Genomic DNA, 22,580 nt, shown 5'->3' on the forward strand with positions numbered 1-22,580 from the left:
GCTTCTCCTATGGTTGGCGCTAAGGCGCTCAAAGTTTCTTCAATGCTTCTCGCACATAAACTGCATTCGCACCATTCGGCGCTAATTCCAGATAACTATTAAAAGCTTTCTTGGCTTTTTCATTCTCATTCAAGTACATCCGCGCATCACCCAAATTGACATAAGCGATAGCGCGCGAAGGGTCAATTTGAATGGTGTTTTCGAACCAACGAGCGGCTTCTGCATATTTTTGCTGCTTCAAATACACGAAGCCTAAGTTATTGGCGGCTAAGGCAAATTCAGGTCTATGTTTGAGGGCTTCGGTGAAGGCGGCTTCGGCTTCGGCGTAGCGTTTTTCTCGATAATGTAATAGACCCAGATCATTCGCTCTTTGCGCCATTTGCTTGGAAGAGCCTTCTACCAATTTTGGTGCGGCGATTTTTTGCTCGCCACCACTCAGATTTTTAATAATGATGGGCTCCTTGCTTCCTGCTTTTGCTGTCGCTTCAGTGATTTTGTTATTGAGTGCAATCGCTTCGCTAGAAAGTTGGTTGGTGTTGGCGCTTAAGAATTCGCCTTCACCTTCTTTTTTTATTTCAAAAATAAATTCACCGCCTTCAGAACCGGGCAAACTGCCGAAAGCAGGGGTTTGTTGTGACACGCTAGATACAGCGGGTGCAATATAGGCCGCGAGTTCGGTGGCCGTGATCAGATTGTCGCCATTCAGATCGGCTTTGCCATTTAATGCTTGTAACAAAGTCCAGGTAAAAACTGAGTGACCGTTAGGTCCGCCGTCCGCGACTAATTGGTCTGCACCACCAGCGGTCAGCATTTGTCTGCCTATGCGTTTTGCATTTTCTCTTAGGAAGGCTGAGGTGCCGCCGCCACGCGTGAGACCCAGTCCGCTGTAGCAGGCATCCATCACAAAGAACACATGTTTGGCATTCAGGTTTTCCGCTATATTTTGCAGATCCGTCATTGGAATTGCATCGACCGAGAGTTGTTCTGGGTCCGAATCAACCGGAATAATGTAGCCGAGATTACGACCCGAGCTGAGTTTGCGAGTCGCGCCGTGACCAGCAAAGAAGATAAAAACGCGGTCATCTTTCTTGAGTTGCGCATGACCAAGTTTGTCATGGAATAGCGCCAGTATATTATTGCGAGTCGCTTCGCCATTGCTCAGCATGAAGACTTTATCGTTGCCAAAGCCAAGCCGATTGACCAAGCTTTCTCGAATTGCTTTGGCATCTTGCACCGCATATTGCAGCTTGGGCCATTTCACATAATCATTAATGCCGATGACGATGGCATAGGAATTTTGATAATCACTGGTAATACTGGTTTTTTCTGCTTGTGCATTGGCTTTTTGACTGACGCTAAATTCGCTGCCGTCCCATGTTGCGAAGCGATAACCTTCCGCGATGAGTTTATCCAAAATCATGGGCAAGGCTTTGACTGTGCGCTCATGAATATCGTGGAATAAAACGATACCGCGTTTTTCTTTTTCTAAATTGCTTATCACTCGATTCACGATAGAACTGGGTACTGGATCCGCCCAATCGAGTGAATCGATGTTCCACATCACCGAGCGCAAACCTAAGGTATGTAGTATTTGCATACCTTCTTTGTTCTTCGCGCCGTAGGGGAAACGGAACAAGGGAGAGCGTTTGGCATTAATGGTTTTGAGTAATTGATCAGTGCGCTCGATCTCGGCATGCAAACCATCGCCGCTTTCTTTTGAGAGTAAAGCGTGGCTGAAACTATGATTGGCCAGGATATGACCGGCGTCCATTAATTTCTTGCTGGTGTCTGCATTTTTATTCAAGCTTTGTTTACCTGCCGCATCGACCTTGCCGACATTTTGTCCAACTTGAAAGAACACGCCTGGCACATTGTATTGCTTGAGGATGGCGGCGATCTCTTCGGTATAGCTTGCATGAGGTCCATCGTCAAATGTCAATACGATGGTTTTTGTCGGCAGCTCGTAGCCGAAGATTTCTTTTTCGTCTTTGTCGAGTTTTTCTGGATACGGCAAGATGACACCGTAATCCTTCAGAATTTGTTCACGGTTATATAGTTTGCTTAATTTGAGGAGATAGTCGTCCCAGCGCTCACGTTTAAGCTCGATCGCGCGAGTTTCAAAACGGGCAAAGACTTCTTTTAATTCTTTGTCGTATTCTTTTTCGATATCGTTTAAAGCGGCGATGTCTTCACTGACTCGTTTGTGCAATTTAATCGCAGGCAAGGTTTGTTCATTGGCGATCGTCTTTTGCAGACGCAGTAGTACTTCACGAAACGCTAAGCGGTCAGCATCGTAGAGGTCGGGATTCGATTCTATGTAAGTCAGAATGTCGTCGAAGCTTTGTAAGCGCGCCTCGACTTTACTCTCTGCGATTTTCTTAAGTATTAGATCGACATTGTTTAAGCGTGTCAGATTTTCATGAAACAAGGCTTGACCGACGCGATTGGCTTCATCACGCTCTTTTTCCTTGAGCTTTTTCTCGTCAGCGAACAGCACGATAATTTTGCGAAAGTTGCCAAGCATGCTGCTTAATTCGCTTTGTAAGGCTTGAGTTGCGCCTACATCTGCCTGCTGGGGCGTATTTGTAGAGCTGTTCGGGCCATTATGTTTGTTTGGCTGTTGACTGCTGAATTTGATCGCGTAGACAGTAACACCGGCAATCAACGTAATAAGGGCGAGCAATAAAAGAGGTTTTGTTAGGATTTTGGATTTCATGCAAATAGGTGGAAAATGAAAATGAGAATGCAGGGCGACCCCAAGAAGTGCCCATGATATTGTAAATAAAGAATGTTTTGTGAAACTTGCATGTTAAATGTGTTCGTGCATCCTTATCGCTTCATCTTTGTCAGCCCTCGTTAAGGCTAAGCCTTTGTTCTTCTTATCAGTTGTTATTTAGTTTCGCGCAGATCAACGCCTTGTGTGTATGCTTTGTTACAATGTAGGGCATGCTACTGTATTTTTTACGCTGTATTATCAGTATCGTTTTTTTTGGCTAGTTAATTCTGTTGTATCTATTTGCATCTAAAGTGGAAATCATGAAAAGCTCATTGAAGTTAATCGCTAGTGTCGTCGCCGCTGCTTTTGCCATCTCCGCATCGACTCTGGTCGCAGCGCAGGACAAAACGGCACCTCCGCCGCCAAAATTAGAAAAATTGGAAGAAGGCCCAGATTCTGATGTGAAGCTGATTAAACAAGAGTCTAACAAGTTGAAAACAGTTGAACGCAAAGATAATGGCAAAGTTACTGAGGTTCAGGTTCGTACTGGAAAAAGTACTTACACCGTGAAGCCTAACAATGCGCCAAAAGGCACGCCCGAAGGCGATGCTAATCGTGCGGCACAATGGAAGGTGTTGGAATTTGGTGGCAAGAAGCAAGAGAAGGAAGTTGACTCTTTGCCAGTACTTCCAGTGGGACCTAATTCGACGTCAAAAATTGGTTCTACAAAATCGGTTCCTGCAAGTGCAGCGGCTAGTGCAGCAAGTTCGGCTAGCATGGATGCCAAGGCGACACCGCCTGTTAAAAATTAACCCTCTTTACGCAGAATAACATGGCTGTATTTACATCGGTAACGCTGCAAGACCTCGCACCTTGGATGACGCAATTCCCTTTAGGAAAAGCATTGGCAATTCGCGGTATCGCGTCAGGCATAGAAAATAGTAATTTTTTTATTGATACCGAAAAAGGTGAATATGTTCTCACCATTTTTGAAAATCTCGACTTTGACCAATTACCGTTTTACTTAAAGCTGATGCGGCATTTGGCCGATAGCGATGTGCTGGTACCAGCGCCGATTGCGAATTCGGACGGTGAATTATGCGTGGCTTTGCATGGCAAACCTGCGGCTATCGTCAGTAAATTAGAAGGCAGTTCGCAAATGGCGCCTTTGCCAGTCCATTGTGGGGAAGTCGGTACCATGTTGGCGCGTATGCATTTGGCGGGTCAGGATTTTTCTATACATCAACCGAATTTACGTGGGCTCGATTGGTGGCAAATAACCGTGCCGAAAGTGCTGGAATTTTTGTCCGATGCTAACCGCAGCTTGATGCAAGATGAAATCGCATTTCAATCGACGTTTGCTCAAACCGCCATCTATCAAGCGCTGCAAAGCGGGCCTGTACATGCCGATTTATTTCGTAATAATGTGATGTTTGATGGCGAACGTTTAACCGGGTTTTTTGATTTTTATTTTGCGGGTTGCGATACATGGTTGTTTGATGTCGCCGTCACGATCAATGACTGGTGCATTGATTTGGATAGCGGTGAGCTCGATATGGCGCGTGTGAATGCCATGCTCGATGCTTATCATGCGGTACGCCCATTTACAGTGGTAGAGAGCGACGCTTGGCAAGCGATGTTGCGCGCCGCGGCTTTTCGTTTTTGGCTGTCACGTGTCTATGATTTTTACAAGCCACGCGATGCCGAAATGCTGACACCACATGATCCGGGACATTTTGAGCGTATTTTACGTTTGCGCGTTACCCAGCCTACGCCGGCTTTACCTATTGCACAAAATAATTAGCATGAACACTCCTCAGGCAATCGCAGGCTGGCATTGGATACAACAAGGTTTTTCGACCTTCAAAAAGAAACCATTTGAGCTGTTGTTCATGTTCTTTGGTTTGATCTTTGTGAATTTAGGTTTAAGTCTGGTACCGTTTATTGGTGCGATTATTCCTTTTATTTTTGGGCCTACCCTGGGTATGGGCATCATGCACGCCTGCCGTGATATCGATGAGGGTAAGCCTGTCACGACGGGTTCTTTGTTCGTCGGCTTCCGTTCACCCGCTTTCCGTACGCTGCTGCTGTTGGGTGTTTTATATACATTGGCCTTACTGGCAGCGTTGGCGTGCTCAATTCCCTTCGACGATGGTGCGCTTTGGAACTATATTTCTGATCCGTCCAAGGCAGATCCTAAAGCCTTAGTGAAGTCGAAAATAGGTTTAGGTATGTTGATATTTTTTGCTGTGTATACACCAGCAGCGATGGCATTTTGGTATGGCGGACCATTGGTTATGTGGCACGGAATGGGGGCAGCGAAGGCGATTTTTTATAGCTTTTTTGCAGTATGGCGCGCTCGTAAAGCCTTTCTGGTGTATTTGTTAGCGTGGTGCGGACTTCTCAGTTTGGTCGCATTCTTGATGGCGCTGAGCGGTGGCATATTGGGCGTATTGATTTTACCGTTAATGCTGAGCGTCTCTTTGGTGATGTACTGCACGTTTTACTTCAGTTATAAAGCACTATTCAATCGCGAGCAAAGTGCTTAAATTTATTTGGCTGAAACTCAATTGAACATCCAGATGAATCTGAGGCTAGTTTCAAACGTAAAAAATGCCGGGATATTTCCGGCATTTTCTTTTTATGCTTCTTTTTCGCTTATTCGGCTTTCGTGTTGCGTTCGTGCTCTGATGGTGTGCCCAGATCGTCTATGATTTCATAGCTATGCGTCATTTCTGCTGTTTTGCCCAACATAATCGACGCCGAACAGTATTTTTCATGAGACAAAGCAATCGCACGCTCGACCAGATTGGCCTTTAGATTGCGGCCAGTGACCAGGAAGTGAAAATGAATTTTGGTGAACACTTTAGGCTCTGTGTCGGCACGTTCAGCTGATAATTTGACCTCGCAACCACGCACGTCTTGTTTTCCCTTGCGTAATATCAGGACGACGTCGTAGGCGGAGCAGCCGCCTGTACCAAGCAAGACCATCTCCATAGGGCGTGGCGCCAAGTTGTGTCCACCACCTTCTGGTGCGCCATCCATCATAACGGCATGGCCAGAGCCAGTTTCAGCTAAAAAACTCATGCCGGATACGCCGGTCCAACGTACGTTTGCTTCCATTTTTGCTCCTGCCTTGTTTTTGCAATTGAGGTTAGATGATACGGATATTGTAACTTAGCGACCGTTTCTCTGGTTCAGGACTTCTCCGTCTTTCCTGGCCTACTTCGGTTTTTTGCTGCGACCGACAACACCTTTAAGGAATAGTTTTCTTCAATAATTTGGAAAAGTGTAGATATCTGATCAGGGGGTAATTGTTTTCTACTTTCCTAATTGCATTAAGTTTTTCTGGCGCAACATGATTTCTTGACCTAGTATGAAAGCCTGTATTCCGTATGAATTCATTTGTTTTGTTTTTAACCGCATCCTCCGTCACTTCGAGTGACTTATTCCCGAAGCAAGACTTCGGGTTTTTTTTGCCCGCAGAGGGAGCAATCACAAAGCAACTGCTAAGTAAAGGGGGCAAGATTAATCCAGAAACTGCCTAAAACTTAAACAGTGCTTGCACTAAGTCTTTGAAAATACTATAATTTCCGACTCTCTGTTCGCCCAGGGGAGAATTTAACAAGGGAGCGTCTGCTTAGTAGTAATGGCAGAACCACCGAAATCAGGGTGTTTTTTATCTTTTTTATTTAGGATTCAACATGAAAACCTTTTCCGCTAAGGGCCATGAGGTTCAGCGCGACTGGTTCGTGATTGACGCGACAGACAAAGTTCTCGGACGTGTTGCCAGCGAAGTGGCACTCCGTTTACGCGGCAAGCATAAACCAGAATTTACTCCACACGTCGACACGGGCGATTTCATCGTCGTAGTTAATGCAGCTAAACTGCGCGTGACTGGTACTAAAGCTCTGAACAAGATTTACTATCGTCATACTGGATACCCAGGTGGTATCTATGAAACGAACTTCCAAAAAATGCAAGCTCGCTTCCCAGGCCGTGCGTTAGAGAAGGCTGTTAAAGGCATGTTGCCTAAAGGCCCACTCGGTTACGCAATGATCAAGAAGTTGAAAGTGTACGCAGATGCAACGCATCCGCATGCAGCTCAGCAACCACAAGTACTCGACATCTAAGGAATAGCCATGATCGGTAATTACAACTACGGAACTGGCCGTCGCAAGAGCGCAGTTGCTCGCGTATTCCTGAAAACAGGTAGCGGCAAGATTGTTGTCAACGGCAAACCAGCTGACGAATATTTCTCTCGTAAAACTGGCTTGATGGTTATCCGTCAACCACTCGAGTTGACTAATCACCTCGAAACATTCGACATCATGATCAATGTACACGGTGGTGGTGAATCCGGCCAATACGGCGCGGTTCGTCACGGTATCACACGTGCTTTGATCGACTACGATGCAACTTTGAAATCTGAATTGTCCAAAGCTGGCTTCGTTACTCGTGATGCTCGTGAAGTTGAACGTAAAAAAGTTGGTTTGCGCAAAGCACGTCGCGCAAAGCAATTCTCCAAGCGTTAATTTGCTTATTGCAGATTTCTGCTGGAACAAAAAACCGCCAAATTTTGGCGGTTTTTTTTCGTCAGGAATAAATGTTGATTGGCGAAGATATTTCCGACGCAGAGGCGCAGAGGGCGCAGAGATTTTTTGATCTCGGTTTGGCGTGCCTCAGCTTGTTCGATGCACACTAGTTCAGAACCAGTCTCCGCTGCGATACTGTGAAACTCAATGAAACGCATCACAACTAACTCTGCGTTCTCTCCGCCTCTGCGGCAAAAAGCTCTAAGTACTTTTAAAGGTTTCAATCGGAAACAATTGTCTATTGGGAAATTGGGATTCCGCTGCTAGAATGCACGCATAATTTCTTAACGGCATTAGCTTAAGTTTAGGACAGCAAAAATGATCAAGATCGGTATCGTAGGTGGAACGGGTTATACAGGCGTAGAGTTGTTGAGAATCCTCGCAACCCATCCGCAAGCACAGTTGACAGCCATTACTTCTCGCAAAGAAGATGGGGTGCCTGTGGCGCAGATGTATCCTTCCTTACGTGGTCGTGTTGATTTGGCGTTCTCCTCTCCGGATAAAGCCAATTTGAACGAATGTGATGTGGTGTTCTTCGCGACACCACATGGTGTTGCAATGGCGCAGGCACCGGAGTTATTGGCCAACGGGGTGAAAGTGATTGACCTGGCGGCGGACTTCCGTATGCAAGAGGTCGCACAGTTTGAAAAATGGTATGGCATGGAACATAGCTGCAAAGACTTGTTGTCTGAAGCAGTGTACGGCTTGCCAGAATTGAATCGCGATAAGATTAAGAGCGCACGTTTGATTGGTAACCCCGGTTGCTATCCAACCACCATGCAACTTGGTTTCGCTCCATTGTTGAAGGCCGGTGTCATTGATGCAGGGAATTTGATTGCTGATTGCAAATCTGGTGTTTCGGGCGCCGGTCGCAAGGCGGAAATTGGGATTTTGTTTTCGGAAACTAGCGATAGCTTTAAAGCCTATGGAGTAGCAGGCCATCGTCACACACCTGAGACCATCGAGCAATTACAGCGTCTGACTCAAGAGAAAGTTGAGCTCTTATTTACGCCGCATCTGGTGCCGATGATACGCGGTATGCACTCCACTTTGTACGCACAGCTGACACAAGAGATTAGCAACGAAGCGCTGCAAGCCTTGTTTGAAGACGCATATAAGGATGAGACTTTCGTCGATGTCATGCCTTTTGCTTCGCATCCAGAGACGCGTTCAACCCGCGCTTCAAATATGTTGCGGATCGCTTTACATCGCCCAAGTAATGGCAAGCATGTCGTGATTTTGGTGGTGCAGGATAATCTGGTTAAGGGCGCTTCGGGTCAAGCTGTGCAGTGCATGAACATTATGTTTGGACTTGATGAGTCAACTGGCCTGCAGCATGTGCCGGTAAATCCGTAAACATAGCGCCTCAGCGACCATGCCAGTTTCTAAATTCTTCCGTCGACGCATTACCGCGTCTAAGATGACTATCAATCAGCATTTGCCTTGGCCGATAAAGTTTGCCTTGTTTGCTGTAGTGATCGGTGTAGGCGGTGCGATTGCGATGTGGACTTATGACATGGGGCGTAGTTTTGCCTTCGGTCCTAAGTTTTCACCTGAACAAATGACTGCTTTGCAAGACAAAGTCGCAAACCTGACTGCTGAGCGCGATAAGTTGCAAGCCGCTGCAGCGACCATAGACAGTCAACAAAATATAGAAAAATCGATCCAGAAGCAGTTGACCGACCAAATCAATACGCTCACCGCTGAAAATAATAAAATCAAAGATGACCTGGCCTTTTTTGAAAGCTTGATGCCGTCGGCGAATCGTCCGCAGGGTATCACCTTGCAAAAAACTAAAATTGAATTGGCTGCACCTAATCAGTTACGTTACCGCGCTTTGGTCATGCAAGGCGGCAAAACAGTGCGTGATTTTTCTGGTGAAATGCATATCAGCTTGACACTAGTTCAAGCTGGTAAACCTGTTATGATGGAATATCCCGATGCTAAATCGGGCGAAGCAGCGAAGTTGAAATTGTCCTTTAAGCATTATCAAAGGCTGGAAGGGCAGATTATTTTACCGGAAGGCGCGATTGTAAAATCTGCGCAAATGACAGTGCTAGAAAAAGGTGAGTTGCGTGCCAAACAAGCGCTTAGCTTGTGATGCCGTATCGAGCCAATTCCCACGATGGAATATGCTGAAGTACTGTTGATTGTCGAAATTTTAAGAACAATGAGGAGTTTGCATGTTTAATCGCAAGAATAAAAGCACGATAGATAGCCTGATAGGCGCAACGACCAATATCCAGGGTGATGTGCATTTCAAAGGTGGCTTGAGGATAGATGGGCATGTCACAGGCAATGTGATTGCAGAAGCGGGTGCACCCAGCATTTTGGTGATCTCCGAGCAGGCGGTTATCGACGGCGAAGTACGAGCGGGTCATATTGTTGTCAACGGTGTCATTAATGGGCCTGTGATTTCTACTGAATTAATTGAATTGCAAAGTAAAGCCCGTATTTCAGGCGATGTGCAATATAAAGCCTTGGAAATGATGAATGGTGCCTTGGTTTCAGGTAAGTTAGGCCATGATCAGGCGGTCGAGCCAGTGTTAAAGTTAGCCGCTTCGAACTAGCGCAAACCTTAAACTGAAGAAAGGTCTATAATAGAGACCTGATCTGAATTTTTGTAGGAGCTTACTATGAACGCCGTTACTGATATGCCATCCCCTATCATCTTCACCGACAGTGCTGCTGAGAAAGTTGCACAATTGATCGAAGAAGAAGGCAATCCAGATTTGAAATTGCGCGTCTTTGTACAAGGCGGCGGTTGTTCAGGTTTTCAATATGGTTTCACCTTTGATGAAATCACAAACGAAGACGACACCATTATGCATAAGAATGGCGTTCAACTTTTAGTCGATGCAATGAGCTACCAATATTTGGTTGGCGCGGAAATCGACTATAAAGATGATTTAGAAGGAGCACAATTCGTGATCAAAAATCCGAATGCACAATCAACTTGTGGTTGCGGTTCCTCTTTCTCTGCTTAATGCCTTATAGGCTTTTGGGCTTATGCTAAGTGAGTTTCGAATAAGTGGTGCATGATAAAATGCTTGGAAAAAAAAAGACGCTGCGGCGTCTTTTTTTTATGGAAAATTTGTTTCCCGCGCACAAGCGCTCTGGCACAGGCTACACTCAAGACCAAGAGAATCGTCATGAGCAAAAAAATGGAAACTGCAGCGCGACAATCAGCATCAGGGCCAGAGCTATTGAAGGCATTACGCAAAGTATTGCCTATAAAAAGTATCCTGGCTGACCCTGAAGATACCCGACCTTATGAGTGCGATGCTTTAACTACTTACAGGCAAGTGCCTTTCGTCGTGGTCTTGCCCGAAAACGAAGCGCAAATCTTAGACGTCATGTCGATTTGCCGTGAACTAAATATCCCTATCGTACCGCGTGGTGCTGGCACTGGTTTGTCGGGCGGTGCAATGCCAATCGAATTTGGTCTGGTTTTATCGACCGCAAAGTTAAATAAAATCTTGCAAGTTGATGCGTATGCCAGAACCGCGGTAGTACAACCTGGTGTACGTAATCTGGCGATCTCGGATGCGGCAGCCTATTTGGGTTTGTACTATGCCCCGGACCCTTCTTCCCAACTGGCATGCACGATAGGCGGAAATTTGGCGGAAAATGCGGGCGGCGTGCACTGTCTGAAATATGGTTTGACTGTGCACAATGTTCTGCGCGCACGCGTGGTGACGATCGATGGCGAAGTTTTGGAGCTAGGCAGTGAAGCTTTAGATGCGCCCGGCTTAGACTTGTTATCCGTGTTTATTGGTTCTGAAGGCATGCTTGGCATCGTTACTGAAATCACGGTCAAGCTTATCCCTAAGCCACAGACAGCCCAAGTGATCATGGCCTCATTTGATCATGTTGAAAAGGCGGGTGAGGCTGTGGCGCAAATCATTGCGCGCGGCATTATTCCCGCGGGATTAGAGATGATGGATCAAACTTCGGTGCGTATGGTTGAACCTTTTGTGAACGCGGGTTATGACGTGAATGCGGCCGCTATTCTTTTGTGTGAATCCGACGGTAATGTGGAAGAAGTCGTGGATGAAATCGCCCGTATGAGTCAAATCTTAACGGACGCTGGTGCCAGCGATCTGATAGTCTCTTTCTCTGAAGCGCAACGTTTGAAACTTTGGTCAGGGCGAAAAAATGCCTTCCCCGCAGCAGGTCGAATTTCACCAGATTATTATTGTGTTGACGGGACTATCCCACGCAAATATTTGGCACGCATGTTGAAGGCGATTGCTGACATGGAAGTCAAATACGCTTTGCAATGTGCGAATGTGTTTCATGCTGGCGATGGTAACTTACACCCTTTAATTTTATTTGACGCAAATCAGGACGGTGCATTCGCAAAAGCAGAAGCCTTCGGTGCCGAGATACTAGAGTTGTGTGTCACTATGGGTGGCACGATTACTGGCGAACATGGTGTCGGCATCGAGAAGTTAAATTCTATGTGTGTGCAATTCCAAGATGCTGAGTTGAACGCGTTTTACGCATTGAAACAAGCGTTTGATCCTTGGAATTTGCTCAATCCCAGTAAGGCAATCCCCAGTTTGCATCGCTGTGCTGAAATGGGGCGCATGCATATTCGCCAAGGACAATTGCGTTTCCCTGATTTACCCCGATTTTGAAGAAGACAGATAATCATATTTGAAAAACGATGGATAAAATTCTTCAACAATTTCGTGAACAAATTTTGACTGCTGGTGCAGAACAGCGGGGGCTGCTATTGCAAGGTGGTGGCACTAAGCAATGGTATGGCAATCCAATTGCGGATACTAGTGCAGTACTCGATACCCAAGCTTACCGAGGCGTAATCAGTTATGAGCCAACCGAATTAGTGATAAGTGCGCGCTGCGGTACGAGCTTGAAAGAGATCGAGGCGCTACTAGATCAGCATGGACAAATGCTGGCTTTCGAACCGCCACATTTCGGACCGGCTGCGACGGTGGGGGGCATGCTCGCTACGGGTTTATCCGGCCCACGTCGCGCCAGCGTTGGTGCGGTGCGTGATTTTGTGCTAGGTGTCAGTCTCATGAATGGCGCAGGCGAAATTTTACGCTTTGGCGGGCAAGTCATGAAAAATGTCGCAGGTTACGATGTCTCACGTTTGATGGCGGGATCGCTCGGTAGCTTGGGACTTTTGCTTGATGTATCTTTAAAAGTTTTGCCTAAACCTGTAGCCGAAACTAGTCTGATGTTTGCAATGTCGGAAGCCGATGCCTTGTCTCATCTGAATCGTTGGGCGGGGCAAGCTTTGCCGATTTCTGCCAGTAGCTATTATGCAGGCCGGTTGATGTTGCGTCTTTCAGGTTCAGTGCCTGCGCTGCTTGCCGCAAAACAGAGATTGGGCGGGCAGGAAATCGATAGCGCTAATGATTATTGGGAAAGCCTGCGCGAACAGAGTCATCATTTTTTTACACCAGAAGAAGATTATGCATTGTGGCGAGTGTCGCTTCCTTCTACTGCACCGACTTTAAAGCTGCGTAGTAAATCTTTAATCGAGTGGGGCGGTGCGCAACGTTGGTTATGGACGAATGAATCTGAAGCGGCACTGCGCACCACGATACAAGCAATGGGGGGGCATGTAACTCGGTTTCGTTATGGCGCAGTTGACTCGCCGGCATTCACCGAACTAGCTCCGCCGCTCTTGAAAATACATCGCCAGTTAAAAGCGGCGTTTGATCCTGCGGCGATTTTTAATCGTGGACGTTTGTTCGACTGAAAGCTTATGCAAACACAATTACTTGATACGATGAAAGCGACGGAGCAAGGACAGGAGGCGGAAGAGATTCTGCGTACCTGCGTGCATTGCGGCATGTGCAACGCGACTTGCCCTACCTATCAATTGCTGGGGGATGAACTAGATGGGCCTCGTGGTCGTATTTATCTGATTAAACAAGTTTTGGAAGGCAAGACACCGACTTCTAAGACTCAGACACATCTCGATCGTTGTCTGACCTGTCTTAGTTGTGAAACGACATGCCCTTCGGGCGTGCAGTATGGGCGATTACTTGAGATAGGACGTGAGCTTGTTGAGCAGAAAGTAGGGCGTTCTTGGTCACAAAAAATAATTCGTAGTACTTTAAAAAATGGACTGAGTAACCCACGTTTATTTCGACAAGCCTTAAAACTAGGGCGTGCAGTAGGTGGTTTATTGCCGTCGAATTTACGTGAAAAAATACCGGTGCCAACTAATGAGTCAACTAAGGATAACGGCTGGCCGCAAACCACACATGTCAGAAAAGTTCTGTTGCTCGACGGCTGTGTACAGCCAAGCCTGGCGCCACAGATCAATGCAGCAACGGCGCGAGTACTCGATCACTTGCATATCCAAGCCATGTTGGCACCGCAGGCTGCTTGTTGTGGCGCGGTGCGTTTGCATTTGAATGATGCTAGCGGTGCTATTAGTGCAGCAAAACGTAATATTGATGCATGGTGGCCGCTATTAAAACCCGATAGCCAATCCGGCGTTGAAGCCATCGTCATGACTGCTTCGGGCTGTGGCGTGATGGTGAAGGACTATGGGCAACTGCTAAAGCATGATCCAGACTATGCAGACAAGGCGCAATTGATTAGTAAGTTGACTTGTGACTTGAGTGAGTTTTTACCTAATTTTGAAAGTGAGTTGATTGCTAAAATCGGTGGAGATATTCAACAACGAGTAAGCTGGCATCCTCCATGTACGCTGCAGCACGGGCAAAAGATCAGAGGCAAAGTGGAAAATCTGTTGCGTCATCTTGGCGTCGATGTGCAATTGTGTGCAGATAGTCATTTGTGTTGTGGTTCGGCGGGAACTTATTCGATTTTGCAGCCAGATCTGGCACAGAAATTACGTCAGAATAAGGTCGCCGCAATGGAGGCAACTCGTCCAGAGTTGATCGTTTCGGCCAATATGGCATGCCAGCAGCATCTGCAGGCCGCGACGGCGATTCCTGTAAAGCATTGGATAGAGTTATTAGATCAGGCTTTGGCAAGCTTGCCACCTAGTGAATCAACGGGTAAATCACTGAGCCAAGCAGAACAAACTGATAATGCAACAAACTTGAATAAGCTTGAAGTCCTTCCGGAAGCGCTGCAATCTCGATCAATCGAAGTACATGTCGAACCGATGGTAGTGACTCTAACTGAGCCAACCACGTCAATTGAGCAAGCCCCAAAAAAGAAATCGACGCGAAAATCGGATAAACCATCATCCAATAAAAAAGCTGTCGTAAAGCCGACGTCTGACGTCCTGGAGGTTGGCAATACACTTAAAAATTCGGACGATAAGAAAGTGCAAAAGCCGCTAAAGAAGCGTCTAAAAAAGAAAATGTAAACTAATCTTGTTTGGGCGCACTACTTTCGCTGGCAGCAAATAGAAACAAAAAAACGCAACATGATTACTCATGTTGCGCCAAAGATCAGACCGATTTGGCAAAGGTCTGATCAGATTTTCCTGAGATTAGAAGCGATAGCCGAGACCTAAGCCGATCAACACTGGATCAACTTTCACCGCACTTACTTTAGCGCCGTCAACCTTAACATCACTGCGGATCTGTACTTTTTTTACGTCGATATTGAAGGACCAATTTTTGTCGATTTTGAAATCAACACCAGCTTGCAAAGACAAACCGAAGCTATCATTTTCCAACCCGCCCTTACCCGCCAATAATTTGACTTGTGAGATATTGGTGTAATTCACGCCAGCGCCAATGTAAGGATTGATACTTGCAGTTGGTGCGAAGTGGTACTGTGCTGACAAAGTTGGTGGCAAATGTTTGAATGTACCGATGTTGTTACCATCCAAATAAACGTCATGTTTTTGTGGGTAAGTCAAAATCAATTCAGCAGCGATATTTGGTGTAAAGAAATACGTTACATCGAATTCAGGGATGGTTTTTTTGCTGACCGTTATACGATCTGTTGCACCAACACCGCCCAAACGATCTGAATCATTGGCTGGGCTGATATTGACCAGGCGACCACGTACCAGCCATGGGCTTTCTTGTGCCATAGCTTGTGAACTAACAACGCCCATTGCGGCTAAAGAGAGAGCGAGAACGATTTTTTTCATTTTCATTTCCTTGGTTGTAAATATGATTAAGTAAGTTGAATAAATAAGCTAATTAATAACGATAGAGATGCGATTAGACGCAAAATTCTCAAATCCGATGAAGACAGTGTAGTTGCGCACTGCAACATTGGTTTTGAGCTAAATCAATTTGTTTGATGATCGATAAATTCATATTAATTTTTTATCGATTGATTTGAAGATGGGAAACCATGATTTTCAGCACTCATACTTAGCGCCTGGTAAGTTCGAGCAGCTTGATCGTCACTTAAGAGGGAGTGGCGCTTTAATCTGTGACGACAATTGACATTGCTAAATCAAATTTTTCAGGCGCAAAATCACAATAGGCCAACTGGTAAGCTATACCCACGCTATAAGCATGTGGCAGCTCTGCCAGCGTACGGTCATAAAATCCACCGCCATATCCCAATCTGAATCGGCCCGCATTGTAACCTACACAGGGAATCAAGAGTGTGTTTGGTTGAATGACGATGTCACGACTTGTTGGAATCAATACGCCGAATTCGTCCTTCTCCATATTGTCGCCAGGAATCCAGGGGACGAAAGCCAAGGCTTGGTCTTTTGCCAGTACCAGTGGCAAAGCGAGCTGCTTGCCCGCTTGATGCAAGTCTTGATAAAAAGCAAGCAAGTTGGGCTCACAGCGAATCGGAGAATACACGCCTATGATGTCGGCCTGCATAATTTGCGGAACGTTTAGCAATTTTTGTTGAATACGTATATCCCAAGCTTGACGCAGCGCTGAGGTAGTATCTTTACGTTCTTGAATTAGGCGTTTACGTAATTCTTGGCGTAAGCTCAGTGTCGACAACGAAGGAATGATCGATTCATCGCTTGCAGACTGCATTTCTTCTTTTACGCTAGGGAGTGGCTGTGTCATACTGTTAACAGGTTTTAAAGGGATCTGTTTGAAAATGTTAGAACGAAAACTACCAAGTGTGTCGCGACCAATCATGCCCGTGAGTTTACTGCTTTCTGGTCTGTTGATACTAGCGATTTTGCCAGAAATCGCCATTGCAGCTCCTGCCAAGTTGGCACCGGCGCCTGTAACAGCGAGTGCGGCGGTCAATGATGATGACCGCTTTATGGCTTTACGTGATGCAGCTATGCATGACGACGCTAAAGCGGCGCAAATGCATGCCTCACAATTAGCGAGCTACAGCATACCGTCCTATGTCGACTACTATGTCCTGCGTACGCGCATACGTTCTGCTTCTGCCGCCGAAGTCTATAGTTTTTTGAAAAAATATGAAGGTAGCGCAATCGCCGATCGTTTGCGCAATGACTGGTTGCTGGTGTTGGGGTTTCGGCGTGACTGGGCAAATTTCGATCAATTACTGCCTTCTTACGTCGTGAATGATGATCATCAGGTCAAATGTTATGCCTTATTGTCCAAGGTCGAGAAGCAACAACGCGTTGCCACCGAGGCACGTACTCTGATTACTTCACCTAAGCAGTATGGTGATGGTTGCTATTCTTTGATTAATAGCTTGTATGAACAAGGACAGTTCACGGATGCAGATCTGTGGGCGCAAATGCGTATTGCCGCCGAATCTTCCGCCATGCCTCTGGCAAAACGTTTAGGGAAAATGTTGGATATTCCTGAGAAACGTTTGATCGAAGCGATGGATAAGCCTGCTAATCTTCTAAAAAAAGAACCTGCGGGAGACCGACTGAGTCGTGAACTATTCTTGCTGGCATTAGGCCGTGCTGCCAAAGACGATCCAGAAAAAGCGACTGCCGCATTGCAACGTTATGCAGGGAAACTGAGCGCCAATGAAAAATCACAGGGGTGGGCGAATATTGCCTTGCCTGCTTCACAGAAATTACAATCCGAAGCCTTGAATTATTGGAAGCGCGCGGACGGTGCTATCTTAAGTCTGGAAGGCTATCAATGGCGGGTAAGAATGGCTTTGCGCGAGGGCGATTGGAAGTTGGTGAAGTCGGCGATTGCGGCGATGCCAGCCAGCCTCAAGACCATGCCAGCCTGGGTATATTGGAATGGTCGTGCTGTGCAACAAGAAGGTAAGAAGGAAGAGGCTCAGGCAATCTTCGCTGGAATCTCTGATCAAATGCATTTCTATGGGCAATTGGCTTTAGAAGAGCGTGGCCAGAAAATTGGTGCACCCGCTTTAGCTAAAGCGGTAACCGCAGAGGAACTGGCACCAATCGCACAAAATCCGAATTTGCAAAGAGCTTTAAAATTCTATGCGATGAATTTGCGTTTTGAGGGAACCCGTGAATGGAATTGGGCTTTGCGTGGTATGAATGAACGTGAACTCATCGTCGCAGCGGAGTTAGCGCGACAAAATGATTTACTCGATCGTATGGTGAATACCTCCGACAGAACCAAGGGGGAGCTGGACTTTAATCAACGCTTTCCAACACCATTTAATGACACCATGTACAAGGCAACGCAGTCAGTTGGTGTCGACATGGCTTGGGTATATGGTTTGATACGCCAAGAATCGCGTTTCGCCACAGCGGCTAAGTCACATGTCGGTGCGACAGGTTTAATGCAAGTGATGCCGAATACGGCAAAATGGGTTGCCAAGAAAATTGGTTTGTCGAATTATGTGCCGCGTCAAGTCAATGATGTGGAAACCAATATTGCGCTCGGTACAAATTATTTGAATATGGTATTGACCGATTTAGGTGGTTCGCAAGCCTTGGCTTCCGCTGCTTACAATGCGGGACCCGGGCGGCCGCGAGCTTGGCGTGCGACTTTATCGCGTCCGGTAGAAGGGGCGATTTTTGCTGAAACTATTCCATTCTCAGAAACGCGCGACTATGTGAAGAATGTGCTTTCAAACGCCACGTATTACGCCGCTTTGCTAGAGAAAAAGCCACAGTCCCTGAAGGCACGTTTAGGCGTGGTGGTACCAAAAGGCATGACCGCAGACGACCCCGAATATCAGTAGGAGATGAACATGGAAAATACCGATTTAGAGACCAATCTCGCGCCTTTACATGGTTTACTTAGAAGAAGTAACTATCGCTTAGTCATAGGAAATAAAAACTATTCTTCCTGGTCGATGCGCCCTTGGTTAGTGCTAAAGACCTTCGGTATTCCTTTTGAGGAAATTAAGATACTGTTAGACCGCCCAGATACAACTCAGAAAATTTCTGAATATTCATTGTCGGGACGTGTACCTGTTTTGCTCGGGGATGATCTGGTGATCTGGGATTCGTTGGCGATTTGTGAGTACCTGGCGGAACAATATCCATTACTTAATCTGTGGCCGGAGAGCGTTGCAGCACGTGCTACAGCGCGTAGTGTGTGTGCTGAAATGCACTCGGGATTTGGCGCCTTGCGTAGCGCGATGCCTATGAATATTCGGGCTCATTTTCCAGGCAAGGGTCGCACAGCCGGTTCTCAGGCAGATATCGGTCGTATCAGTGAGATTTGGGAAGATTGCTTATCTACGTATGGCGCCCATCGTTTCTTGTTTGGTGATTTTTCTATTGCTGATGCCTTCTTTGCGCCTGTAGTGATGCGTTTTAAAACCTATGGAGTTGCGCTAGCGCCCGCATTGCAAGCTTATTGTGAGCGCATAGAAAGTCACCCTGCGGTAGCACAATGGGTGCACGGTGCTATAGATGAAAAAGATGATTTGCCGAAGTATGATTTTCCTTAAGTAGCTTGATTATGAAGACCTATGTAGTCGGTGGTGCGGTGCGTGATGCGCTCTTGGGTTTGCCAGTGCAAGACCGAGATTACGTCGTGGTCGGAGCTACGCCACAGCACATGCTGGAATTAGGTTACACCCCGGTAGGCAAAGATTTCCCAGTTTTTTTGCATCCCAAAACGCACGAAGAATATGCGTTGGCTCGTACCGAACGCAAGACTGCCGCTGGGTACAAGGGTTTTGTGTTTCATACCGATGCCAGCGTTACTTTGGAGCAGGATTTAGTGCGCCGCGATTTGACGATCAATGCGATCGCACGCGACGAACATGGTGTTTTGATTGATCCGTTTCATGGGCAAGCGGATTTACAAGCGAGAGTTTTCCGCCATGTGTCCGCCGCCTTCGAAGAGGATCCTGTGCGTATTTTGAGACTCGCCAGATTTGCGGCACGTTTTTCGCAAGCACCACATGCCTTCTCGGTCGCACCTGAGACCATGGATCTGATGAAAAAAATGGTGGCCGCAGGTGAGGTTGATGCTCTAGTGCCAGAACGCGTGTGGCAAGAAATTTCACGTGGTTTGATGGAAGCCAAGCCTTCACGTATGTTTGAAGTTTTGCGGGAATGCGGCGCGCTACATCGTTTAATGCCTGAGCTGGCGGCCTTATGGGGTGTGCCACAACCGCCTAAGCATCACCCCGAAATTGATACGGGAATGCACATCATGTTGGTGGTCGATTACGCAGCACAGCAAGCCTGTACTTTGCCGATTCGTTTTGCCGCGCTCATGCACGATTTAGGCAAAGGCACCAGCGATCCTGAACAATGGCCGCGCCATCATGGTCATGAGGAACGCGGGATAGAATTAGTCAAGGCACTCTGTGCACGACTGAAAGTCCCGACGGAATGCCGTGATCTCGCCATCATGACGGCGCGCGATCACGGTAACGTAGGGCGCTCCCAGGAGATGCGCCCGGCTACTTTGCAAGATATGCTGGAACGCAATGATGCCTTTCGCAAGCCGCAACGCTTTTTAGACATGTTGCAGGCGGCAGAATGCGATTGTTTTGGGCGCGCAGGTTTAGACAACATTCAATTTCCGCAACGCGTTTTTCTAACACGTGTATTAACGGCAGCACAGGCTGTTGACGCAGGTGCTATCGCACAACAAGTGCTGATAAAAACAACCGCAGAATCGTCAGATGCAAAGCTGCCTGCGCAAAAAATTGCAGAGGCGATTCGTCTTGCACGTATTGATGCAATTCGTGAGCTTGCTAACTCGTTATCCTCCGACGAAACGTAGATATAGCTATATAAAATTTTTATAGATATAACCTCCGCACATATCGAATTCCGGCAAGGTAGGCTTGATGGCGTAAAGCCAGCGCCTGGAACTTCATTTAACGCAAAATTGTAATAATCTCGTCACATCCTGTATCTACAATTCGTTCATAAAAAAATAAACACGAAACGATTTTTTTACCCTAAATAAAATCGAATGAACCTACAGATGATAGAGAAAATGATGGCACAAAAATCCTTGAAACTCCTGATTGCTTCTTTGTTCCTATGTGGAACGGCCGCCAGCGCGGATTACCGTCCAGTGCAAGCACCTGGTGCGACGGTCACACAGCCTACATTGTTGACTGCAGGTATGTTTCGATTGGAATCTGAGCGTAGTTATAAACTCAGTTTGCAAATGGCGCTCGGTATCTTGAATGGACATACTGAAGTGGAACGTACGCGCTCTCTGGAAAACATCGCGCGTTTGCGCAAAGATCTTTCCAAGCAAATGAAAAGTGAAAAAACCGGTAAAGCTTTTAACCGTGTGAATATCGCATTGAATGACCAGGTCGAATCACTGCCGCGACTTAATGCTAAAACGGCGGCTGGTATGTATGACGTGAACGAAGATCTTTTAATCAAGATGAACTTCCTGTCGTTTGCGATTGAATCAGAAACTAACGATACAACTTCTCGCATCACCGGTCTGGCATTACGTCAGGCATCTTTGGCGCAGCGTATGGCAAAAATTGTCTTGTTGCGCTCTATGGATAAAAATATGCAAGCAAAGCAAGGTTTGCAAGTCGATTTGGCGCAGTCGCGCATTGAGTTTCTGAATGGTATGAGTTTGTTGGCGGATGAAACGGGTTCGGACAAAGCCTTAAAAGAACGATTGAATTTGGCACAACAGCAATGGATATTCTATGACAAAGCTTTGAGTTCGCCAAATTTTCGGGCGGAAGACTTACGCAATATTTCTTCTACCAGCGATCGCATCGCACAGATGATGGTGGAGATCGTACGTCTAGGCTATGGCTTAGCGCCTGACCCTAGTGTGATCGCAGAACGTTGATCTGACGAGTCGTAACTTACGACACTAAGGTATGAATCACAAATGAATTGAAACATTGGGAATGAACATGAAATCATTAACGCAAAAAAAACGAATTGCTACATTAAGTATGTTGATGCTGGCCGGTTTTATCAGCCTGTATCCAGCCTTCACACGAGCTCAAACACCAACCCCAGTGCAAGCTGCAGCTGCACCGAGTACGATCAAGATTGACGGTTCCAGCACAGTATTTCCAATAACCGAGGCGATGTCGGAGAGCTTCCATGAAAAAAATAGTGCTGTAAAATTTACGATCGGTATTGCCGGCACTGGCGGTGGCTTTAAGAAATTCTGCAAAGGCGAAACCGACATCTCAGATGCATCGCGTCCGATTCTGAAAAAAGAAATGGTCGAATGTGCTAAGAACGGTGTGTATTACATGGAGCTGCCGGTTGCGTTTGACGCGATTACCGTCGTGATTAATCCTAAGAACAAATTTCTCAGTAAAATCACTTTGGAAGAATTGAAAAAAATCTGGGAACCAGCAGCGCAAGGTGTAATTACAACCTGGGATCAAGTCAATCCAGCTTGGCCAAAAGCGCCGATCAAATTGATAGGACCAGGCGCAGATTCAGGTACGTTTGATTACTTTACCGAGGCAATTAATGGCAAAGCAAAACTCAGTCGTACTGATTTCACGACATCTGAAGACGACAATGTCATCGTACAGGCAGTGTCACGTGATGTGAATGCTTTGGGTTATTTGGGTTTTGCATACTATTCAGAAAATAGTAAGAAACTCAAAGCCGCAGCTATCGTGCAAAAAGATGGTAAAACAGCAGTGCTTCCTTCAGTTAAAACGGTAATCGATGCCAGTTATAAACCTTTAGCGCGTCCTCTGTTTATTTATGTCAACGTGAAAGCCGATGAGCGTCCTGAGGTTCGCGCATTTGTTGACTACTACCTGAATCATGCGGATGCGATTGCTAAACAGGTCAAATACATTCCATTGTCGATGAAGGATTATCGCCACACCATGGTGAACTATAAAATCAAGAAGACCGGTACCGCATTTGGTGGTGAAGCTGAAGTTGGCGTAACTATCGAAGAGTTGTTGAAACGTGAACCAAAGAATTAATCTTCTTGATCTGGCGGTTCTCAATCTTGTTTGAGTGTAGCAGCGGATAAATTATTCAAGTTGGTAAAAAGCGTCGGAAATTCACC

At 46.4% G+C, this 22,580-nt stretch carries 21 protein-coding genes; 17 read left to right on the top strand and 4 right to left on the bottom strand.

The features are described 5' to 3' along the window. Positions 1-28: 28 nt before the first annotated feature. The gene (locus ACO0KZ_RS13025) at positions 29-2,716 is read right to left on the bottom strand and encodes a polysaccharide deacetylase family protein (RefSeq protein WP_422995827.1); all 2,688 of its coding nucleotides are present in this window, start codon (positions 2,714-2,716) and stop codon (positions 29-31) included. A gap of 320 nt (positions 2,717-3,036) precedes the next feature. Between ACO0KZ_RS13025 and ACO0KZ_RS13030 the strand changes: the two genes are divergently transcribed. From ACO0KZ_RS13030 to ACO0KZ_RS13040, 3 genes are read left to right on the top strand one after another with little or no spacing between them, the layout of a single operon-like run. Then, positions 3,037-3,528 carry a hypothetical protein gene (locus ACO0KZ_RS13030; protein WP_422995829.1) on the top strand — a complete coding sequence of 164 codons (492 nt, stop codon included), beginning with the start codon at positions 3,037-3,039 and terminating at the stop codon, positions 3,526-3,528. A 20-nt stretch (positions 3,529-3,548) separates the two neighbouring features. Next, positions 3,549-4,520: a homoserine kinase gene (locus ACO0KZ_RS13035; protein WP_422995831.1), complete on the top strand. Its 972-nt coding sequence runs from the start codon at positions 3,549-3,551 to the stop codon at positions 4,518-4,520. A 1-nt stretch (position 4,521) separates the two neighbouring features. Next, positions 4,522-5,265, top strand: coding sequence for a BPSS1780 family membrane protein (locus ACO0KZ_RS13040; RefSeq protein WP_422995833.1), 744 nt, complete (start codon positions 4,522-4,524; stop codon positions 5,263-5,265). A gap of 109 nt (positions 5,266-5,374) precedes the next feature. Here ACO0KZ_RS13040 and ACO0KZ_RS13045 read toward each other — a convergent pair whose 3' ends face one another. Continuing rightward, the gene (locus ACO0KZ_RS13045; RefSeq protein ID WP_422995835.1) at positions 5,375-5,839 is read right to left on the bottom strand and encodes an OsmC family protein; all 465 of its coding nucleotides are present in this window, start codon (positions 5,837-5,839) and stop codon (positions 5,375-5,377) included. A gap of 581 nt (positions 5,840-6,420) precedes the next feature. Between ACO0KZ_RS13045 and rplM the strand changes: the two genes are divergently transcribed. From rplM to glcF, 9 genes are all read left to right on the top strand, one after another. Next, entirely contained in the window at positions 6,421-6,849 is a 429-nt protein-coding gene (rplM, locus tag ACO0KZ_RS13050) for a 50S ribosomal protein L13 (protein WP_186890749.1), read from the top strand. A gap of 9 nt (positions 6,850-6,858) precedes the next feature. Then, positions 6,859-7,251, top strand: a complete 393-nt coding sequence (rpsI, locus tag ACO0KZ_RS13055) for a 30S ribosomal protein S9 (RefSeq protein WP_186890750.1) — start codon at positions 6,859-6,861, stop codon at positions 7,249-7,251. Positions 7,252-7,629: 378 nt separating this feature from the next. Beyond that, positions 7,630-8,667: an N-acetyl-gamma-glutamyl-phosphate reductase gene (gene argC / locus ACO0KZ_RS13060; protein WP_422995837.1), complete on the top strand. Its 1,038-nt coding sequence runs from the start codon at positions 7,630-7,632 to the stop codon at positions 8,665-8,667. A gap of 19 nt (positions 8,668-8,686) precedes the next feature. Further along, entirely contained in the window at positions 8,687-9,412 is a 726-nt protein-coding gene (locus tag ACO0KZ_RS13065; protein WP_422995839.1) for a DUF6776 family protein, read from the top strand. An 82-nt stretch (positions 9,413-9,494) separates the two neighbouring features. Beyond that, on the top strand, positions 9,495-9,881 hold the full coding sequence (locus tag ACO0KZ_RS13070) for a bactofilin family protein (protein WP_422995841.1): 387 nt from the start codon (positions 9,495-9,497) through the stop codon (positions 9,879-9,881). A gap of 66 nt (positions 9,882-9,947) precedes the next feature. Further along, a complete protein-coding gene (gene erpA, locus ACO0KZ_RS13075) occupies positions 9,948-10,298 on the top strand; it encodes an iron-sulfur cluster insertion protein ErpA (RefSeq protein ID WP_422995843.1) in 351 nt (116 codons plus the stop codon). 165 nt (positions 10,299-10,463) lie between these two features. Beyond that, positions 10,464-11,954: an FAD-linked oxidase C-terminal domain-containing protein gene (locus ACO0KZ_RS13080; RefSeq protein WP_422995845.1), complete on the top strand. Its 1,491-nt coding sequence runs from the start codon at positions 10,464-10,466 to the stop codon at positions 11,952-11,954. 29 nt (positions 11,955-11,983) lie between these two features. Beyond that, positions 11,984-13,048 (top strand): glycolate oxidase subunit GlcE, encoded by a 1,065-nt coding sequence (gene glcE / locus ACO0KZ_RS13085; RefSeq protein ID WP_422995847.1) that lies wholly within the window; start codon positions 11,984-11,986, stop codon positions 13,046-13,048. A 6-nt stretch (positions 13,049-13,054) separates the two neighbouring features. Then, entirely contained in the window at positions 13,055-14,641 is a 1,587-nt protein-coding gene (glcF, locus tag ACO0KZ_RS13090) for a glycolate oxidase subunit GlcF (RefSeq protein WP_422995849.1), read from the top strand. A 126-nt stretch (positions 14,642-14,767) separates the two neighbouring features. On the opposite strand, the gene ACO0KZ_RS13095 is transcribed toward glcF, so the two are convergent. Both ACO0KZ_RS13095 and ACO0KZ_RS13100 read right to left on the bottom strand, forming a co-directional pair. Beyond that, the gene (locus ACO0KZ_RS13095) at positions 14,768-15,379 is read right to left on the bottom strand and encodes an OmpW/AlkL family protein (RefSeq protein ID WP_422995851.1); all 612 of its coding nucleotides are present in this window, start codon (positions 15,377-15,379) and stop codon (positions 14,768-14,770) included. Between the two features lie 283 nt (positions 15,380-15,662). Then, the gene (locus ACO0KZ_RS13100) at positions 15,663-16,274 is read right to left on the bottom strand and encodes a 5-formyltetrahydrofolate cyclo-ligase (protein WP_422995853.1); all 612 of its coding nucleotides are present in this window, start codon (positions 16,272-16,274) and stop codon (positions 15,663-15,665) included. Positions 16,275-16,347: 73 nt separating this feature from the next. On the opposite strand from ACO0KZ_RS13100, the gene ACO0KZ_RS13105 reads away from it, so the two are divergent. The 5 genes from ACO0KZ_RS13105 to ACO0KZ_RS13125 all read left to right on the top strand — a co-directional run bounded on the left by ACO0KZ_RS13105 (position 16,348) and on the right by ACO0KZ_RS13125 (position 22,494). Further along, positions 16,348-18,315 carry a transglycosylase SLT domain-containing protein gene (locus ACO0KZ_RS13105; RefSeq protein WP_422995855.1) on the top strand — a complete coding sequence of 656 codons (1,968 nt, stop codon included), beginning with the start codon at positions 16,348-16,350 and terminating at the stop codon, positions 18,313-18,315. 9 nt (positions 18,316-18,324) lie between these two features. Further along, on the top strand, positions 18,325-19,032 hold the full coding sequence (locus ACO0KZ_RS13110; RefSeq protein WP_422995857.1) for a glutathione S-transferase family protein: 708 nt from the start codon (positions 18,325-18,327) through the stop codon (positions 19,030-19,032). A gap of 11 nt (positions 19,033-19,043) precedes the next feature. Further along, a complete protein-coding gene (locus tag ACO0KZ_RS13115; protein WP_422995859.1) occupies positions 19,044-20,324 on the top strand; it encodes a multifunctional CCA addition/repair protein in 1,281 nt (426 codons plus the stop codon). 195 nt (positions 20,325-20,519) lie between these two features. Further along, complete coding sequence (locus tag ACO0KZ_RS13120) at positions 20,520-21,377, top strand: hypothetical protein (protein ID WP_422995861.1); 858 nt, start codon at positions 20,520-20,522, stop codon at positions 21,375-21,377. A 67-nt stretch (positions 21,378-21,444) separates the two neighbouring features. After that, on the top strand, positions 21,445-22,494 hold the full coding sequence (locus ACO0KZ_RS13125; RefSeq protein ID WP_422995863.1) for a PstS family phosphate ABC transporter substrate-binding protein: 1,050 nt from the start codon (positions 21,445-21,447) through the stop codon (positions 22,492-22,494). Positions 22,495-22,580: the final 86 nt, after the last annotated feature.

It is taken from the genome of Undibacterium sp. Di24W, assembly GCF_049340325.1.
Lineage (GTDB): Bacteria > Pseudomonadota > Gammaproteobacteria > Burkholderiales > Burkholderiaceae_D > Undibacterium.

Coding starts and splice junctions, on each gene's coding strand:
- ACO0KZ_RS13025 (WP_422995827.1), bottom strand. CDS start 2,716: ATGAAATCCAAAATCCTAACAAAACCTCTTTTATTGCTCGCCCTTATT.
- ACO0KZ_RS13030 (WP_422995829.1), top strand. CDS start 3,037: ATGAAAAGCTCATTGAAGTTAATCGCTAGTGTCGTCGCCGCTGCTTTT.
- ACO0KZ_RS13035 (WP_422995831.1), top strand. CDS start 3,549: ATGGCTGTATTTACATCGGTAACGCTGCAAGACCTCGCACCTTGGATG.
- ACO0KZ_RS13040 (WP_422995833.1), top strand. CDS start 4,522: ATGAACACTCCTCAGGCAATCGCAGGCTGGCATTGGATACAACAAGGT.
- ACO0KZ_RS13045 (WP_422995835.1), bottom strand. CDS start 5,839: ATGGAAGCAAACGTACGTTGGACCGGCGTATCCGGCATGAGTTTTTTA.
- rplM (WP_186890749.1), top strand. CDS start 6,421: ATGAAAACCTTTTCCGCTAAGGGCCATGAGGTTCAGCGCGACTGGTTC.
- rpsI (WP_186890750.1), top strand. CDS start 6,859: ATGATCGGTAATTACAACTACGGAACTGGCCGTCGCAAGAGCGCAGTT.
- argC (WP_422995837.1), top strand. CDS start 7,630: ATGATCAAGATCGGTATCGTAGGTGGAACGGGTTATACAGGCGTAGAG.
- ACO0KZ_RS13065 (WP_422995839.1), top strand. CDS start 8,687: ATGCCAGTTTCTAAATTCTTCCGTCGACGCATTACCGCGTCTAAGATG.
- ACO0KZ_RS13070 (WP_422995841.1), top strand. CDS start 9,495: ATGTTTAATCGCAAGAATAAAAGCACGATAGATAGCCTGATAGGCGCA.
- erpA (WP_422995843.1), top strand. CDS start 9,948: ATGAACGCCGTTACTGATATGCCATCCCCTATCATCTTCACCGACAGT.
- ACO0KZ_RS13080 (WP_422995845.1), top strand. CDS start 10,464: ATGAGCAAAAAAATGGAAACTGCAGCGCGACAATCAGCATCAGGGCCA.
- glcE (WP_422995847.1), top strand. CDS start 11,984: ATGGATAAAATTCTTCAACAATTTCGTGAACAAATTTTGACTGCTGGT.
- glcF (WP_422995849.1), top strand. CDS start 13,055: ATGCAAACACAATTACTTGATACGATGAAAGCGACGGAGCAAGGACAG.
- ACO0KZ_RS13095 (WP_422995851.1), bottom strand. CDS start 15,379: ATGAAAAAAATCGTTCTCGCTCTCTCTTTAGCCGCAATGGGCGTTGTT.
- ACO0KZ_RS13100 (WP_422995853.1), bottom strand. CDS start 16,274: ATGACACAGCCACTCCCTAGCGTAAAAGAAGAAATGCAGTCTGCAAGC.
- ACO0KZ_RS13105 (WP_422995855.1), top strand. CDS start 16,348: ATGCCCGTGAGTTTACTGCTTTCTGGTCTGTTGATACTAGCGATTTTG.
- ACO0KZ_RS13110 (WP_422995857.1), top strand. CDS start 18,325: ATGGAAAATACCGATTTAGAGACCAATCTCGCGCCTTTACATGGTTTA.
- ACO0KZ_RS13115 (WP_422995859.1), top strand. CDS start 19,044: ATGAAGACCTATGTAGTCGGTGGTGCGGTGCGTGATGCGCTCTTGGGT.
- ACO0KZ_RS13120 (WP_422995861.1), top strand. CDS start 20,520: ATGAACCTACAGATGATAGAGAAAATGATGGCACAAAAATCCTTGAAA.
- ACO0KZ_RS13125 (WP_422995863.1), top strand. CDS start 21,445: ATGAAATCATTAACGCAAAAAAAACGAATTGCTACATTAAGTATGTTG.